Below are 16,221 nucleotides of genomic sequence, written 5' to 3'. Positions count from 1 at the left end.
TGTCGTCCGAGCGCCTGATGGCGCGCTTCTGCCACCTGCCCGACTGGAAAACCGCGCTGCACCTCTGCATGCGCTGAGATTCGGCGAAACTCGGGGACAGACCACGTTTTCGCAATATTGCAAAAACGTGGTCTGTCCCCGAAGTGTATCGATTGGTAAGCTTGCTCAGCCAGCCGGGGCGCGGCTGATATCATGCCGCCGATCCTGTACAATCCGCAGTTGGCGTCATGATAATGCTTCGTGTTGCGATACAACGCAGACTTCTAAAAAGAATATGTTTTCCTTCCTACTGAGCTTTATCGCTTCCGCACTGTTGACGCTGTTGGTGATCAAAGAAGCGAGATTGCACGGTCCGGCCCTGGACACCGATTTCCATGGCGTGCAAAAAGTCCACGTCCATGATGTCGCCCGCATCGGCGGGCTGCCGATTTTTGTGGCGGTCGCGCTCAGTTCGGCCATTTCCATCTGGCGCGTGCCTGTGCTGAGCCAGTTGCTGCTGTCGCTGCTGGCCTGCGCCTCGGTGGCCTTCGTCGGCGGCATCGTCGAAGACTACACCGGCCGCGTCTCCGCGCTGCGCCGGCTGCTGCTGACCATGACCGCCGCCACCCTCGGCTATTTCCTGCTCGACGCCCGCATCGACCGGCTCGACTGGATGTTCTCGGTCTGGCCGCTGCCCTACGTCTGGCTGACCCTGCCGCTGACCGTGCTGGCTGTGGCCGGCATCGCCAATGCGGTCAATATCATCGACGGCTTCAACGGCCTGGCCAGCGTGGTGGTGATTTGCATGCTGCTGTCGCTCGGTTATGTCGCGCTGCAGGTCAACGACATGTTCGTGCTGATCGCGGCGCTGATGGTGGCTGGCGCCACCGCCGGTTTCCTGATCTGGAACTATCCGGTCGGCCTGATTTTCCTCGGCGATGGCGGCGCGTATTTCATCGGCTTCATGCTCGGCGAACTGGCCCTGCTGCTGGTGATGCGCAATCCGCAGGTGTCGACCTGGTATGCCGCGTTGCTGCTGATTTATCCGGCGTTCGAGACGCTGTTCTCGGTCTACCGTCGCATGTTCGTGCGCGGCAAGTCGCCGGCCATGCCGGACGGTATCCACCTGCACAGCCTGATTTTCCGCCGCGTGGTGCAGTGGGCGGTCGGTCGCAAGGAGGCGCGCGCGCTGATCCGCCGCAATTCGCTGACCTCGCCGTATCTGTGGCTGTTCTCGCTGATGGCGGTGATCCCGGCCACGGTGTTCTGGCGCCATACCTGGGTGTTGATGCTGTCCTGCCTGCTGTTCATCGGCAGCTACATCTGGATTTACGTGCGCATCGTGCGTTTCAAGGCGCCGCGCTGGATGATCCGCCATAAAAAACATTGATACAATTGCCATTTCCACCTTCCACGCTCACATCATGGTCAATCTCTCCAAAACGATTTTCAAAGCTTACGATATCCGCGGCATCATCGATAAAACCCTGGACGCCGGCGTGGCACAGCAGATCGGCGCCGCGTTCGGCCGCGCCGCGCTGGCCAAGGGCGAAAAGAAAGTGGTGATCGGCCGTGACGGCCGCCTGTCCGGCCCGGCGCTGGCCAAGGCGCTGGCCGCGGGCCTGCAGTCGGCCCGCGTGGACGTGATCGACCTGGGCGTGGTGGCCACGCCGATGGTGTACTTCGGCACCAATGTGCTGGGCGCCGCGTCGGGCATCATGGTCACCGGCAGCCACAATCCGCCGGACTACAACGGCTTCAAGATGGTGCTGGCCGGCGAAGCGATCTACGGCGACGCCATCACCGGTCTGTACGACAGCATCCTGGCGCACGACGGCCAGCCATCGGCCACGCCGGGCGCTTACAGCACCTACGATATCCGCGCCGAGTACCTGCAGCGCATCATCGGCGACGTGAAGATCGCGCGTCCGATCAAGATCGCCGTCGATTGCGGCAACGGCGTGGCGGGCGCATTCGCCGGCGACCTGTATCGCGGCATGGGCTGCGAAGTGATCGAGCTGTTCTGCGAAGTGGACGGTAATTTCCCCAACCACCACCCGGATCCGGCGCACCCGGAAAACCTGCAGGACCTGATCCGCTGCCTGCAGGAGACCGACGCCGAAATCGGCCTGGCCTTCGACGGCGACGGCGACCGCCTGGGCATCGTCACCAAGGATGGCCAGATCATCTTCCCGGACCGCCAGATGATGCTGTTCGCGGCCGACGTCCTGTCGCGCAATCCCGGCGCCGAGATCCTGTACGACGTGAAGTGCACCCGTCACCTGGCGCCGTACATCGAGAAGGCCGGCGGCAAGGCGCTGATGTACAAGACCGGCCATTCGCTGGTCAAGGCCAAGCTGAAGGAAACCGGTTCGCCGCTGGGCGGCGAGATGAGTGGCCATATCTTCTTCAAGGACCGCTGGTACGGCTTCGACGACGGCCTGTACGCCGGCGCGCGCATGCTGGAAATCCTGACCAAGGAAAAGGATCCGTCGGCGCTGCTGAACGCCCTGCCGCAGTCGGACAGCACCCCGGAGCTGCACCTGCACCTGAAGGAAGGCGAGAACTTCGCGCTGATGGACAAGCTGCGCGCCGACGCCAGGTTCCCCGGCAATGAGCGCATCATCGATATCGACGGTCTGCGCGTCGAATATGCGGACGGCTTTGGCCTGGCGCGTTCGTCGAACACCACGCCGGTGATCGTGATGCGCTTCGAGGCCGAAACGCCGGCCGCGCTGGAACGCATCCAGGGCCAGTTCCGCGATGTGATCCTGGCCGCCAAGCCGGACGCCGAACTGCCTTTCTAAGCCATGGCGACGCAGGCGCGCGGCGGCAAGCCGTTGAACATTTTGCTGGTGCGCGTATCGTCGCTGGGCGACGTGCTGCATAACATGCCGATGGTGGCCGACATTGCCCGCCACTTCCCGGACGCGAACATCGACTGGGTGGTGGAGGAGGGCTTCGTCAGCCTGGTGCGCATGAATGCGCGCGTGCGCAATGTGATTCCGTTCGCGCTGCGTCGCTGGCGCAAGAGCCTCGGCAAGGTGGAGACGCGGGCCGAGATCAAGTCGTTCTTCCGTACCCTGCGCCAGCAGGAGTACGACTACGTGTTCGACACCCAGGGGCTGCTCAAGACCGGCATCATCATGGGCGCCGCGCGTGTGGTCAAGGGCGGCCGCAAGGTCGGCCTGGCCAACGGCAGCGAAGGTTCGGGATACGAGGGCATCTCGCGCATCTTCCATCACCTGAGCATCCCGACCGAGCCGCGCACGCACGCGGTGGCGCGCGGCCGCATCGTCGCCGGCGCGGCGCTGGGCTACGCGGTCGATACGCCGGCCGACTTCGGCTTGCCGTCGGTGCCGGACGATACGCCGCGTCCCGAGTGGATGCCGGAATCGTATGTCGTCTTCTTCCACGGCACGGCGCGCGACGCCAAGAAGTGGGCGCCTGAAAACTGGATCGCGCTGGGGCGCGAACTGGCGCCGATGACCATCCTGCTGCCATGGGGTTCGCCGAAAGAAAAGGCGGAAGCCGAGCAGTTGGCCGCCGGCCTGCCGAATGCGCGCGTGCTGCCGAAACTGTCGATGGCCGACGCCATCATGGTGGCGCGGCGCGCGACGCTGGTGGTCGGCGTGGACACGGGCCTGGTGCACATCGCCGCCGCCTTCGTGCGGCCGACGGTGGAAATCTACGCCGATTCGCCGCGCTGGAAGACCGAGGGCAACTGGTCGCCGCGCATCATCAACCTGGGCGACCAGGGCACGCCGCCATCGGTGGCGGAAGTGCTGGCTGCGTGTCGCAGTCTGTTGGGCTGATCATGCGGCTGCTCTATTCCCTGGTGTGGTGGCTGGCCTTGCCGCTGGTGCTGACCCGTTTGTGGCTGCGCGGCCGCAAGGAGCCTGGCTATCGCCAGCACTGGGGCGAGCGTCTGGGTTTCTACGGGCGCGCCAACGCGATCGCTGCCGGCGGGCCGGTGCTGTGGGTGCATGCCGTCTCGGTGGGCGAGACGCGCGCCGCCGAGCCGCTGGTCGACGCATTACTGGCCGAGTATCCGTACAGCCGCATCGTGCTGACTCACATGACGCCCACCGGCCGTGCGACGGGCAAGGCGCTGTTTGCCAAGCATGGCGAGCGGCTGGTGCAATCCTATCTGCCGTACGACACGGGCAGCATGGTGTCGCGTTTCATTCGTCACTTCCGTCCGCAGGTCTGCATCCTGATGGAAACCGAAGTCTGGCCCAATCTGATCGCCGTCTGCGGCGCCAAGGGCGTGCCGGTGGTGCTGGCCAATGCGCGTCTGTCGGAGCGTTCGCTGCGCAAGGCGCAGCGTCTGGGTTCCCTGATGCGCAATGCCGCGCGCGGCATCTCGCTGGTCGCCGCGCAGACCGAAGCCGATGCGCAGCGCGTGCGTTCGCTGGGCGTGCCCAAAGTGGAAGTCACCGGCAGCATCAAATTCGACGTGGTGGTGCCCGATGCGGCGCTGGCCATCGGCGCTGCGCTGCGCGCCGCCATCGGCGAGCGCCCGGTGCTGCTGTGCGCCTCCACCCGCGAAGGCGAGGAGGAACTGATCCTGCAAGCGTATATGGGTGCCCGCGCCGCGCTGCCGGCGGACACGCTGCTGCTGATCGTGCCGCGCCATCCGCAGCGCTTCGACGAAGTGAAAAACATGATCGCCGCGCGCGGCCTGACGGTGGAGCGCCGCAGCAATCTGGCACTGGACGGCGGCGCCATGCCGCACAGCGTGGACGTGCTGCTGGGCGACTCGATGGGCGAAATGTTCGCCTACTACGCGGCCTGCGACGTCGCCTTTGTCGGCGGCAGCCTGCTGCCACTGGGCGGTCAGAACCTGATCGAACCGGCCGCGCTGGGCAAGCCGGTGCTGATCGGCGAACATACCTTCAATTTCGCGCTGGTCACCGAAGATGCGCTGGCCGCCGGCGGCGCCGAACGCATCGCCGACGCCCCCACCCTGATGCGTGCCGCCGCCCGCCTGCTGAGCGACGCCGACGCTCGCGCCGCCATGGGCGACAACGCGCTCAGTTTCGCCAACCAGCACCGCGGCGCCACCCGCCGCACGCTGGCGTTGCTGCCGGGGCTGATGCGCGGCGTCTAACCGCCGCCCACCCCTTCGATAACCACGCCCGTGCCGCCGCAGTTGGGGCAGGGCTGGCCGCCGCCGTCATCGTCTTCATCCATCAGTGTTCCGGTGCCGTGACAGACCGGGCACACATCTTCGCCCGTGCCGGGCGTGCCGGCCGGTGCATCGTCGCCGGGGTTTAACGGCGCGTCGTGTGTAGTATTCATATCGGTTCCCGTAATCTAAATTTGCCCCCATTTTGTCACCCTGTTCATTACTTGGCCTTTCATTACCTTCTGTTAAGTTTGTGCCCGTTGTAAACTTTTTCTTTAACACAAGGTTAGTCATGAAAAAACTGCAGATGTGTGTCAACGCGGCGTTATTCGCCACGGGTGTTTATATGGTTGGCGCCGCCCACGCCGATACGGTGACGTTTGAAGATGTGCCTATCTATTCCAACGAGAAGGATTTTTCGTCCGGTGCATTTAATTTCTCGTCTCCCGAATTCATAGGCTACGTCGCCGATGGAGCCTACTGTGACCCGGCGTGCCCGTACAATGGTACAAATGTGTTTGTCGCGGGGAATTCGCCTGCTGCGTTGACTATGACCTACGCCGGCGGCGGCGCATTTGATTTCAAGAAATTTGATGGGGGTGGTGGCTTTAACTTTAATCTGTCATCGGATCCAGAATTTGCCGCTTTTATTCCGACGAAGATTGACGTGGTGGGCCGACGTGCTGATGGACAGACCGTCTATCAGTCATTTCTCATCGATCGTTCCTCAAACGCTGATGGCCGTTTGAATCTGACCAGTTTCAGCGCCGGTGGTTCCTTCACCAACCTGGTGTCAATTACTTTCAGTGCCAGCGGCAGTTCGGATGAAGCGTTTAATTCCTTCACATTGGACAATATCATCGCCGTCCCGGTTCCCGAACCATCGGAATATGCGATGTTGTTGGCCGGCGTGGCTTTCATCGCGGGCTTGCGGCGGCGTCGTTCAGGGAAATAATACAGGTAGCTCCTGCGAGCGGCGGCGCAGCAGATTTTTCGCTTCCTCATACTCGGGATAGATGCGGCCGACGTTGGCCCAGAACTGTGGGCTGTGGTTCATCTCCAGGATGTGCGCCAGTTCGTGGGCGACCACGTAGTCGATCAGCGGCAGCGAGAAATAAATCAGCTTCCAGTTCAGGCGGATCTTGCGGTCGGCCGTGCACGAGCCCCAGCGCGTGCCGGCCGAGGTCAGGCCGAAGGCGCTGTAGCGTACCCCCAGCCGCGCCGCGTACAGGTCCAGACGCTGTTCGAATAGCGCGCGCGCCTCGACCTGATACCAGGATTTCACCCGTTCCTTCAGCGCCTCCTCGCTGGCGCCGGGCAGCAGGGTGATCGCCAGTTCGCGCGTGGCCGGATTGTAGAGCGATCGGTTGCGGCCACCCACCAGCAGGCGCAGGGTGATCTCGCCGCCCAGATAGGGCAGCTGGGTGCCGTCCACCCATTCCACCGGCGGCTTTTGCAGGCGCACCGCGCGTCGTTCGCGGCGCTCTTTCAGCTTGGTCAGGATCCACTGCTGCTTGGTGCGGATGGCGTCGTCGATTTCGGCGATGGTCACGCGCTTGGGCGCGGTCACGCGCAGGCCGTCGTCGTCGATCATGAAGCCGATCGATTTGCGCGTCGAGCGGCGCAGGTCGTATTCGACGATGAAATCGCCCAGCATCAGCTGGCGCTTGGGCGGCTGGTCCGGGGGCGGCGCCACCAGCGGGCGGTTCTTGACCGGGACGGGCGTCACCTGCGGGGCGACGTAGGGAGAAACAGGAGGCGGTTGCTGCGATGAGGATGGGGAGGCCGGAACCGACCACACCGGCGTGGTGTACACGTTCCTGGGTGGCGATTGCCCCTCCCGTCCAAACAGGTCCAGCTGGCTGGTATCAGCGGTCGCCGGTTTGACCGCCGTCACCAGGTCGTCTAGCCAGCGCTGTAGGCGTGGGGCGAAATGACGCGCATTTCTGATTCTATCCAAGTTTCCACCTGTTGCATCAAGCCGTCGGGCGTCTGGCCCTCCGGCGAAATTGGCTTGCCTATCGATACTGTAACAAGGCCGGGCCGTTTGATGAAAGAGTTTTTTGGCCAGCACTCGCCCGAATTGTGGGCAATCGGCACCACCAGCGCGCCGGTGGCGATCGCCAGCCGCGTGCCGCCGCTCTTGTACTTGCCGGCCTGGCCGACCGGAATGCGCGTCCCCTCCGGGAACATGATGATCCACAGCCCTTGCGCCAGGCGGCGCTTGCCGTGGCGGACCACGTCCTTGAAGGCGTTGCTGCCGCGCTTGCGGTCGATCGGGATCATGCGCAGCAGCGCCATCGCCCAGCCGAAGAAGGGAATATACAAAATCTCCTTCTTGAACACGAACACCAATGGACGCGGCATGGACGGCAGCAGGGTGATGGTCTCCCACGCCGACTGGTGCTTGGACAGCAGGATGGCCGGTGCGTCCGGCAGGTTTTCGCGGCCGCGGATTTCATAGCGTATGCCGCAGATCACCTTGAGGCACCAGATGATGAACACGTTCCAGCGCGAGGTGATGTAGAAGCGCTGCCGGTAGGGCAAAGGCGCCGCCAGAAAGCACACGCAGGACCAGATGATGGTCGCCACCACCATGACGATGGTGAAAATCAGGGAACGGACAAACAATACTGGGTGACCCAATGCGGACTCCAAAATGGGGTTAGCTTACGATATGCAGCGCAGGCGGGGTACTGGTCTTCAGCAGGTGCGTGACCATCGCCGACAGGTCGGGGAAGATCATGGTGCCCGGCGGCAGACCGCCGGTGGCCTGGGTCTTTTCGCCTTTCCCGGTCAAGACCAGGTAAGGCACGCAACCGCTGACGTAACCGGCCTGCAGGTCGCGCAGCGAATCGCCGACCACCGGCACGCCTTTCAGGTTGATTTTATAGCGCTGCGAGATTTCTGTGAACATGCCCGGCTTGGGCTTGCGGCAGTCGCAGTTGTCGGCCGCCGCGTGCGGGCAGAAGAACACCGCGTCGATGGTGGCGCCCACCTGCTGCGCCATGTCGTGCATCTTCTTGTGGATGGCGTTCAAAATGGTCATGTCGAAGAACTCGCGGGCGATGCCCGACTGGTTCGACGCCACCACCACCCGGTAGCCCGCCTGGTTCAGGCGGGCGATCGCTTCCAGCGAACCGGGGACCGGGATCCACTCCGCCGGCGACTTGATGAAGTCCGGCGAATCATGATTAATGACGCCGTCGCGATCGAGGATGATCAGTTTCGGCGCACCCATTTACACCGCCAGTTTCGAAATGTCGGCCACGCGGTTCATCATCCCGTGCAGGGAGGACAGCAAGGCCAGACGGTTGTTGCGCAGCGCGACATCGTCCGCCATCACCATCACGTCGTTGAAGAAGGCATCGACTTCCTCCTTCAGCTGGGCCAGGGTCTTCAGCGTGCCGGCGAAGTCGCCCCGATTGAAGGCGGCGTCGATTTCCGGCAGCACGCGCACCACGGCGGCGTTCAGGTTCTTCTCGGCGGTGTCCTGCAGCAGCGCGAAGTTGACGCCATGTTCGCCGACGGCGGCCAGGGCTTCCTCGTTCTTCTTCAGGATGTTGGTGATGCGCTTGTTGGCGGCGGCCAGCGAGGCCGATTCCGGCAGCGCGGCGAAGGCTTGCACCGCTTCCAGGCGCTGCACGATGTCGTCCAGGCGGTCCGGGTTCTGCGCCACCACGGCTTCGATCTCGTTGACCGAGAAGCCGCGCTCGCGCAGGATGCCGCGCAGGCGGTCCAGCATGAATGCGCCGACGTCGGCGGTCGGGTCCTTGAAGCCGGCGACGGCGCCGAACTGTTTGGCCGCATCGGAGAGGAGACCGGAGATCGACAGCGACAGGCGCTTTTCGATCAGCATGCGCAGCACGCCCAGGGCGTGGCGGCGCAGCGCGAACGGGTCCTTGTCGCCGGTCGGCTGCAGGCCGATGGCCCAGATGCCGACCAGGGTTTCCAGTTTGTCGGCCAGCGCCACGGCGGTGCCGGTGACGGTGGACGGCAGGGCGTCGCCGGCGAAGCGCGGCTGGTAATGCTCGGAAGCGGCCAGCGCCACGTCTTCCGGTTCGCCGTCGTTGCGGGCGTAGTAGGTGCCCATGATGCCTTGCAGCTCGGGGAATTCGCCCACCATGTCGGTCAGCAGGTCGGCCTTCGACAGCTTGGCGGCGCGTTCGGTCAAAGCCACGTCGGCGCCCAGCTTGGCGGCGATGGCGCCGGCCAGCGCGGTCACGCGCTCGCTGCGTTCGGCCTGGGTGCCCAGCTTGTTGTGGTAGACCACGTTCTTGAGCAGCGGCAGGCGCGATTCCAGGGTCTTCTTCTTGTCCTGCTCGAAGAAGAATTTGGCGTCCGACAGGCGCGGACGCACCACGCGCTCATTGCCGTCGATGATGGCGGCCGGGGTGTCGGTGGCGATGTTGGAGACAATCAGGAAGCGCGAGCGCAGCTTGCCGTTGGTGTCGGTCAGCGCGAAGTATTTCTGGTTGGTCTGCATGGTCAGGATCAGGCATTCCTGCGGCACGGCCAGGAATTCGTCCTCGAACTTGCATTCGTAGACCACCGGCCACTCGACCAGCGCGGCCACTTCGTCCAGCAGCGCTTCCGGCATCAGCACCTGGTCGGCGCCGGCCTTGGCCAGCAGTTCGGCGCGGATCTGTTCCTTGCGCTGTTCGACCGAGGCCAGTACCTTGCCCTGTTCCTTCAAGGTGGCGGCGTAGGCGTCGGCGTGGGCGATGGTGACCGCGCGCTGGCCCGGCGCGGTCAGGAAACGGTGGCCTTCGGTGACGTTGGACGCCTCTAAGCCTAGAATTGCCAGCGGCACCACGCTGTCACCATGCAGTGCGATCAAAGCGTGGGCCGGGCGCACGAATTGCACGGTTTCGCCGTTCGGACGCTGATAGCTCATGACTTTGGGGATTGGCAACTTTTCGATCGAGTCTTCCAGCGCGGATTGCAAGCCGACGATCAGGTGGCTGCCGGCGGCCATAGATGTGTAGAAGAAGCTTTCTGCTTTACCGTCTTGTGCGCGCTCCATGTCGGCCACGCTGATGTGCGAAAGGCTCATGGCGGCAAGCTTCTTGAGCAGTGGCGCAGACGGAGCTCCGGCGGCGTCTAGCGCGACACTAACAGGCAGAATTTTTTCGCGAATCATTTTGTCCGGCGAGACGGCGCGCACCTTGGTAATCGAGACCGCCAGGCGGCGCGGGGTGGCGTAGGCGGTGGCGACGCTGTCGGCTTCCAGGAAGTCGCGCGATTTCAGGCCGTTGACGATGCCGTCCGCGAAAGCCTTGCCCAGTTTGGCCAGGGCCTTGGGCGGCAGTTCTTCGGTCAGCAGTTCGATGAGCAGAGTTTGAGTCATATCGTTTATATCGTTTATTTTGCAACTGCGTCAGCAACGGCGGCGGTCTTGGGGACCATGGGGAAGCCCAGGCGCTCACGCGAATCGTAGTAAGCCTGCGCGACCAGGCGCGACAGGGCGCGCACACGGCCGATATAGGCGGCGCGCTCGGTCACGGAGATGGCGCCGCGCGCGTCCAGCAGGTTGAAGCTGTGCGAAGCCTTCATGATCTGTTCATAAGCCGGCAGCGTCAGCTGCGCTTCGATCAGGCGCTTGGCTTCGGATTCGTGGTTGTTAAACTGCGAGAACAGCAGCTCGGTGTTGGAGTGCTCGAAGTTGTAGGCCGACTGTTCGACTTCGTTCTGGTGGAACACGTCGCCGTATTTCAGCACCTTGGTCTCGCCATTCTCTTCCCAGGTGGTCCACACCAGGTCATACATGTTCTCGACGCCCTGCAGGTACATGGCCAGACGCTCGACGCCATAGGTGATCTCGCCCAGCACCGGCTTGCAATCGAGGCCGCCGACCTGCTGGAAGTAGGTGAACTGGGTCACCTCCATGCCGTTCAGCCAGACTTCCCAACCCAGGCCCCAGGCGCCCAGGGTCGGCGATTCCCAGTCGTCTTCGACGAAACGCACATCGTTCTGCTTCAGGTCCAGGCCCAGCGCCTCCAGCGAACCCAGATACAGGTCGAGGATGTTTTCCGGCGCCGGTTTCATCACCACCTGGTACTGGTAGTAGTGCTGGCCGCGGTTCGGGTTCTCGCCATAGCGGCCGTCTTTCGGGCGGCGCGAAGGCTGGACGTAGGCGGCGCGCCATGGCTCGGGACCGATCGCGCGCAGGAAGGTGCCGGTGTGGAAGGTGCCGGCGCCCACTTCCATGTCGTATGGCTGGAGCAGGGCGCAGCCTTGCTTGTCCCAGTAGGTTTGCAAGGTCAGGATGATTTGTTGGAATGTCAGCATCTTGTGTCGTCGGTGGCGCGCCCGGGCGCGCGGTTGCAGTTTCGCTAAAAAGGTGATTTTAGCGGTTTTTGTCGGGACCCTGAAGGATTAAGCGGCCTGGCCGCGCTTTTTTGCGTGCCGGCCGCCGAACCAGGCGCCGCCCAGCGCCAATGCCAGCAGCGCCAGGAACAGCTTATTCCCCCACAGGATGTACGGCGTGCTGCCGGCCGTACCCTGGACGCTGGCGGCCAGCGTGCCCAGGGTGTTGGCCGGCAGCTGCTGCACCACCTTGCCTTCGCCGTTGATGATGGCGGTGGCCCCGGTGTTGGTCGCCCGCAGCATGGGACGGCCGGTTTCCAGGCTGCGCATCTGCGAGATCTGCAAATGCTGCGGAATGGCGATGGTGTCGCCGAACCAGGCCAGGTTGGAGGTGTTGAGCAGCAGCGTGGCGGGCTTCTGGCCCTGCGCCGGGTGATTCAGCTGACCGGCGATCTCCTCGCCGAACAAGTCCTCGTAGCAGATGTTGGGCAGTACGCGCTGGTCCTTGATGGCGAACGCCGGCTGGATCTCCTGGCCGCTGGTCATGTCGCCCAGCGGGATCGACATCAGGTTGACGAACCAGCGGAAGCCGTATGGAATGAACTCGCCGTACGGCACCAGGTGGTGCTTGTTGTAGCGGTAGTAGCTGGAGCCCAGTTTCGACGGGATGCCGATCACGCTGTTGAAATAGGCGGTCTGGCTGTCGGCCGTGAAGATGCCCAGGATCAGGTTGCTGCCGGTCTTGTTGAGGAACTGCGCGATGCCCGACAGGTAATCGGGCGGCAGCTGCTGCGGCAGCATGATGATGGCGGTTTCCGGCGTGGCGATCAGGTCGGCCGGCGCGGCGGTGATGGCGTCCTGGTACTGCTTCATGGTGGACAGCACCTTGGCGCCGTTGAATTTCTCGTCCTGCGGGATATTCCCCTGCAGCAGGCGCACCGAGATCGGCTTGCCCTCGGGGTAGGTCCATTGCAGGAAGCTCAGTCCCACGCCGGCGACGCAGATGGCGATGATCAAACCGCCCGCGCGCAGGCGGCTGCGGTGCAGCAGCAACAGCAGGGCGCCGGCCATCACGGCCGCCAGCCAGCCCAGGCCGTACATGCCGATCACGGGGGCGTAGCCGGACAGCGGGCTGTGGTTGTGGGCATAGCCCGACGACAGCCACGGGAAGCCGGTGAACAGCCAGCCGCGTATCCATTCGAACAGCGCCCACATGGCGGGCAGCAGCAGCAGGTTGGAGGCCGGCAGCGACAAGGCCCAACGCTGGCGCAGGCGGAACGCCAGGCCCATGGCGATGCCGCCGTAGATGCCCATGGCGGCGCCCAGCAGCACCACGGCCAGCGCGGCCAGCGGCGCCGGCATGGCGCCGTAGGTGTGCATGGAGACGTACAGCCAGTGCACGCCGGCGATGGTCCAGCCGGCGCCGAAGGCCCAGCCGGCGGCGGCGGCGGCCTTGTGGCCGGGGCTGCGCAGTACCTGGTAGAACAGCACGGCCAGGCCGAGGATTTCCAGCGGCCACCAGCCGAACGGCGCGAACGCGAACACGCACAGCGCGCCCGCGATGCCGGTGATGGTCATCCGGCTGCGGGTCGAGCGTGGCGGCGAGGGCGGGGCGTTGGGATCTTTGCGGCGAAAGCGCATTATGCGTCGTCGTCGTGGGCGGGCGCGGGCGGCAATTTCTCGACCGTCAGCACGTGGATCTGGCGCGCGTCGGCGCGCAGCACTTCGAAGCGCAGGTTGTCGAACTCGAAGGTGTCGCCCTTGTGCGGCATGCGGCCCAGGTGCTTGGCCACCAGGCCGCCGATGGTGTCGACGTCGTCGTCCGGCAGCGAGGTGTCCAGCTCTTCGTTGAACTGCTCGATCTCGGTCAGCGCCTTGACGCGCCAGCGCGGGCCGTGCTGGCCTTCGCGGATCGACAGGATGTTGTCTTCCTCTTCGTCGAAATCGTACTCGTCCTCGATGTCGCCGACGATCTGTTCCAGCACGTCCTCGATGGTGATCAGGCCGGCCACGCCGCTGTACTCGTCGACCACGATGGCCATGTGATTGTGGTTGGCGCGGAAGTCGCGCAGCAGCACATTCAAGCGCTTGGATTCGGGGATGAAGATGGCCGGGCGCAGCATGTCGCGCACGTCGAACGATTCCTCGGCGTAGTAACGCAGCAGGTCCTTGGCCAGCAGGATGCCGACCACCTTGTCGCGTTCGCCCTCGATGGCGGGGAAGCGCGAGTGGGCGGTGTGCAGCACCAGCGGCAGCCATTCCTCGATGGGCTTGGAAATATCGATCACGTCCATTTGCGAGCGCGGGATCATGATGTCGCGCGCCGACAGGTCGGACACCTGGAACACGCCCTCGATCATCGACAGGGCGTCGGCGTCGATCAGGTTGCGTTCGTGGGCGTCGTGCAGAACTTCGAGCAGCTCCGAGCGGTTCTCGGGCTCAGGGGAGATCAGGGCGGTCAGCCGTTCAAACAGCGACCTGTGGGGTTTAGCGTCAGTCTTGACGCTACTAGAGTGCTCTTGCATAGGAGGCGTGAGCCATTGTTTCGAAGGGGTATAGGATACACCAAAAGCTCAAGATAGCAGATTTTTGTCAAAAAAACAGCAACTCTGCACGGGTGCGCTGCTTGCCAGTGCGCCATGCGATACTATCAGTGTGACGCAAGCCTTGTTGGCGGCTGGCGACGGTAGTCGCGTCATCGTGTACGGTGCCAGGAAGGGAAGCGTGGCTCATGTTTTCAACGCGGGACAAAGTAATGGACACGATTAGCCGTGATGCAGCAGTGCAGATCGCAACAGCAAAGGTCCATGAACTTGCGGACGCTGCGGGCGACGATTTTGCGCTGACCCATGAAGTGCGTGAGATTGAGCAAGGCTGGGTGTTTTTCTTCAACTCAGCGGATTTTGTACGCACTGGCGACTATCTGACTGCGTTGGCAGGCAACGGTCCGCTGATGGTGCTCCGGAATGGCACTGTCATCATGCTCCCCAGCGTCGAGCCGTGGGAAGAGGTGATCGCAAAAATGCCATCTCGCCAGCAGGCGCAGGCACGACAAAATCATTCGGCGTAAGGATCGGCGTAACCTAGCTCCGCCAGGATTTCCGTTTCCAGACCCTCCATCTCGGCCGCTTCCGCGTCGTCCATGTGGTCGTAACCCTGGGCGTGCAGCACGCCGTGCACGATCAGGTGGGCGGTGTGCTCTTCCACGGTTTTTTTCTGCTCGGCCGCTTCCTTTTCCAGCACGTCGGTGCACAGGATGATGTCGGCCTGGGTGGGCGCGTCGTCCGGCAATGCTTCCTCGCCCTCGTTGTAGGCAAAGGTCAGCACATTGGTGGCGTAATCCTTGCCGCGGTATTCGCGGTTGAGTTCGCGGCCTTCTTCGGCGTCGACGAAGCGGATGGTCAGCTCGGCCGGCGCGAACAGCGCGGCCTGCACCCAGCGGCGGATTTTCGGACGGGTGATGCTTTCCTGCAGGCGCGGGTCGGCATACTGCACCGACAGCGTCAGTTTATTTTTTGCGGACATTTTTGAGGGCCGTGGCTTTGAGGAGGGGAGCGATTTCCGCTTCATGGTTGTGGGCGGTTTCGTAAGCGTCGACGATGCGCGCCACCAGCGGGTGGCGCACCACGTCCTCGCTGTTGAAATGGCTGAAGGCGATGCCGCGCACGTCCTTCAGCACCTGGATCGCGTCCACCAGGCCGCTCTTCTGGCTCTTGTGCAGGTCGACCTGGGTGACGTCGCCGGTGACCACCGCCTTGCTGCCAAAGCCGATACGGGTCAGGAACATCTTCATCTGCTCGACCGTGGTGTTTTGCGCCTCATCCAGAATCACGAAGGCGTGGTTGAGCGTGCGGCCGCGCATGTAGGCCAGCGGGGCGATCTCGATCACCTGCTTTTCGAACATCTTCTGCGTACGGTCAAAGCCGAGCAGGTCGTACAGCGCGTCGTACAGCGGGCGCAGGTAGGGATCGACCTTCTGCGACAGATCGCCGGGCAGGAAGCCCAGGCGCTCGCCGGCCTCCACCGCCGGACGGGTCAGGATGATGCGCTTGACGGCGTCGCGTTCGAGCGCATCGACCGCGCAAGCCACCGCCAGATAGGTCTTGCCGGTGCCGGCCGGGCCGACGCCGAAGCTGATGTCGTGCTCGAGGATATTGCGCAGATAGCGGATCTGGTGCGGCGTGCGGCCGCGCAGATCGCTGCGGCGGGTCTTCAGCACCGGGCTGTCGATCTCGATCACCGGCGCCGGCTCGACCTTGCGCGGCTTGGCGCCGCGGGCGGGCGGAGCGACATCGGCGGGCACGACCACGTCGCCGGGCAGGTGGTGGCTGGCGCGCTGCTCGACCAGGGCCAACTGCACCTCTTCGATCGGCACGACTTTGTTGGCCAGCGCGTAGAAATGCTCAAGGATCTCGACCGCGCGCTCGGCGTTGTGGCCGCTGACGATGAACTTCTCGCCGCGGCGGAAAATGGTGACGTCCAGCGCGGCGGAAATCTGGCGCAGGTTTTCGTCGAGGGGGCCGCACAGGTGCGCCAGGCGCGCGTTATCGAGCGGCTCCGGGACGAAGTAGTGGGGCTGGACTGGCGTTTTGGTTTTCAATCGATGCTTTGCGTGAAGAGGCCGCCAGTGGCGGCATAGACCCTAGTTTACCGTATTTGGGGGACAGACCACGATTTTGCAACATGCGACGCAGGTTGCAAAATCGTGGTCTGTCCCCAACTGTTTCCTGCAAGTTCTTGCGTGCGACACATTCCGACCCCATGTGATGAAATAGCATTGTTGCTAAGGTTTCTAGCCACTG

General features: G+C 63.5%; 16 protein-coding genes. 6 read left to right on the top strand and 10 right to left on the bottom strand.

The annotated features are described in order from the left end of the window. Positions 1-274: 274 nt before the first annotated feature. The 4 genes from E4L98_RS29670 to waaA are packed head-to-tail and all read left to right on the top strand — an operon-like array spanning position 275 to position 5,092. Positions 275-1,369: a glycosyltransferase family 4 protein gene (locus E4L98_RS29670; RefSeq protein ID WP_135205141.1), complete on the top strand. Its 1,095-nt coding sequence runs from the start codon at positions 275-277 to the stop codon at positions 1,367-1,369. Between the two features lie 34 nt (positions 1,370-1,403). Beyond that, on the top strand, positions 1,404-2,786 hold the full coding sequence (locus tag E4L98_RS29665; RefSeq protein WP_135205140.1) for a phosphomannomutase/phosphoglucomutase: 1,383 nt from the start codon (positions 1,404-1,406) through the stop codon (positions 2,784-2,786). A 3-nt stretch (positions 2,787-2,789) separates the two neighbouring features. After that, positions 2,790-3,794 (top strand): lipopolysaccharide heptosyltransferase I, encoded by a 1,005-nt coding sequence (gene waaC, locus E4L98_RS29660; protein ID WP_135205139.1) that lies wholly within the window; start codon positions 2,790-2,792, stop codon positions 3,792-3,794. Positions 3,795-3,796: 2 nt separating this feature from the next. Continuing rightward, complete coding sequence (gene waaA, locus E4L98_RS29655) at positions 3,797-5,092, top strand: lipid IV(A) 3-deoxy-D-manno-octulosonic acid transferase (RefSeq protein ID WP_135205138.1); 1,296 nt, start codon at positions 3,797-3,799, stop codon at positions 5,090-5,092. Here the strand turns inward: waaA and E4L98_RS29650 are convergent. Next, positions 5,089-5,283, bottom strand: a complete 195-nt coding sequence (locus tag E4L98_RS29650) for a hypothetical protein (RefSeq protein ID WP_135205137.1) — start codon at positions 5,281-5,283, stop codon at positions 5,089-5,091. The two genes, waaA and E4L98_RS29650, sit on opposite strands and share 4 nt — an antisense overlap. A gap of 119 nt (positions 5,284-5,402) precedes the next feature. On the opposite strand from E4L98_RS29650, the gene E4L98_RS29645 reads away from it, so the two are divergent. Beyond that, the gene (locus tag E4L98_RS29645; protein WP_135205136.1) at positions 5,403-6,065 is read left to right on the top strand and encodes an NF038120 family PEP-CTERM protein; all 663 of its coding nucleotides are present in this window, start codon (positions 5,403-5,405) and stop codon (positions 6,063-6,065) included. Here E4L98_RS29645 and E4L98_RS29640 read toward each other — a convergent pair. The 7 genes from E4L98_RS29640 to E4L98_RS29610 all read right to left on the bottom strand — a co-directional run bounded on the left by E4L98_RS29640 (position 6,054) and on the right by E4L98_RS29610 (position 13,944). Next, complete coding sequence (locus E4L98_RS29640) at positions 6,054-7,010, bottom strand: M48 family metallopeptidase (RefSeq protein ID WP_371857313.1); 957 nt, start codon at positions 7,008-7,010, stop codon at positions 6,054-6,056. The two genes, E4L98_RS29645 and E4L98_RS29640, sit on opposite strands and share 12 nt — an antisense overlap. Before the next feature lie 5 nt (positions 7,011-7,015). Further along, positions 7,016-7,708, bottom strand: a complete 693-nt coding sequence (locus E4L98_RS29635; RefSeq protein ID WP_371857312.1) for a lysophospholipid acyltransferase family protein — start codon at positions 7,706-7,708, stop codon at positions 7,016-7,018. Positions 7,709-7,775: 67 nt separating this feature from the next. After that, positions 7,776-8,351 (bottom strand): D-glycero-beta-D-manno-heptose 1,7-bisphosphate 7-phosphatase, encoded by a 576-nt coding sequence (gene gmhB / locus E4L98_RS29630; RefSeq protein WP_135205133.1) that lies wholly within the window; start codon positions 8,349-8,351, stop codon positions 7,776-7,778. Beyond that, positions 8,352-10,460 carry a glycine--tRNA ligase subunit beta gene (gene glyS / locus E4L98_RS29625; RefSeq protein ID WP_135205132.1) on the bottom strand — a complete coding sequence of 703 codons (2,109 nt, stop codon included), beginning with the start codon at positions 10,458-10,460 and terminating at the stop codon, positions 8,352-8,354. A 14-nt stretch (positions 10,461-10,474) separates the two neighbouring features. After that, the gene (gene glyQ, locus E4L98_RS29620) at positions 10,475-11,401 is read right to left on the bottom strand and encodes a glycine--tRNA ligase subunit alpha (RefSeq protein ID WP_135205131.1); all 927 of its coding nucleotides are present in this window, start codon (positions 11,399-11,401) and stop codon (positions 10,475-10,477) included. 87 nt (positions 11,402-11,488) lie between these two features. Further along, positions 11,489-13,060 carry an apolipoprotein N-acyltransferase gene (lnt, locus tag E4L98_RS29615; RefSeq protein ID WP_135205130.1) on the bottom strand — a complete coding sequence of 524 codons (1,572 nt, stop codon included), beginning with the start codon at positions 13,058-13,060 and terminating at the stop codon, positions 11,489-11,491. Continuing rightward, complete coding sequence (locus E4L98_RS29610; RefSeq protein WP_135205129.1) at positions 13,060-13,944, bottom strand: CorC family transporter; 885 nt, start codon at positions 13,942-13,944, stop codon at positions 13,060-13,062. The genes lnt and E4L98_RS29610 overlap by 1 nt, the downstream gene beginning before the upstream one ends. A 230-nt stretch (positions 13,945-14,174) precedes the next feature. Between E4L98_RS29610 and E4L98_RS29605 the strand changes: the two genes are divergently transcribed. Next, positions 14,175-14,489, top strand: a complete 315-nt coding sequence (locus tag E4L98_RS29605) for a YrhB domain-containing protein (protein ID WP_167761489.1) — start codon at positions 14,175-14,177, stop codon at positions 14,487-14,489. Here E4L98_RS29605 and ybeY read toward each other — a convergent pair. Together ybeY and E4L98_RS29595 are read right to left on the bottom strand one after the other, a co-directional pair. After that, complete coding sequence (ybeY, locus tag E4L98_RS29600; RefSeq protein ID WP_135205127.1) at positions 14,477-14,944, bottom strand: rRNA maturation RNase YbeY; 468 nt, start codon at positions 14,942-14,944, stop codon at positions 14,477-14,479. The genes E4L98_RS29605 and ybeY overlap by 13 nt on opposite strands. Further along, on the bottom strand, positions 14,928-16,019 hold the full coding sequence (locus tag E4L98_RS29595) for a PhoH family protein (protein WP_135205126.1): 1,092 nt from the start codon (positions 16,017-16,019) through the stop codon (positions 14,928-14,930). The genes ybeY and E4L98_RS29595 overlap by 17 nt, the downstream gene beginning before the upstream one ends. Positions 16,020-16,221 lie beyond the last annotated feature (202 nt).

Origin of the sequence: Duganella callida, assembly GCF_004614165.1 — a bacterium.
GTDB lineage: Bacteria > Pseudomonadota > Gammaproteobacteria > Burkholderiales > Burkholderiaceae_D > Rugamonas > Rugamonas callida.
The sequence above is the reverse complement of the archived record's forward strand: the minus strand, read 5'-3'. Positions and strand labels throughout refer to the sequence as shown.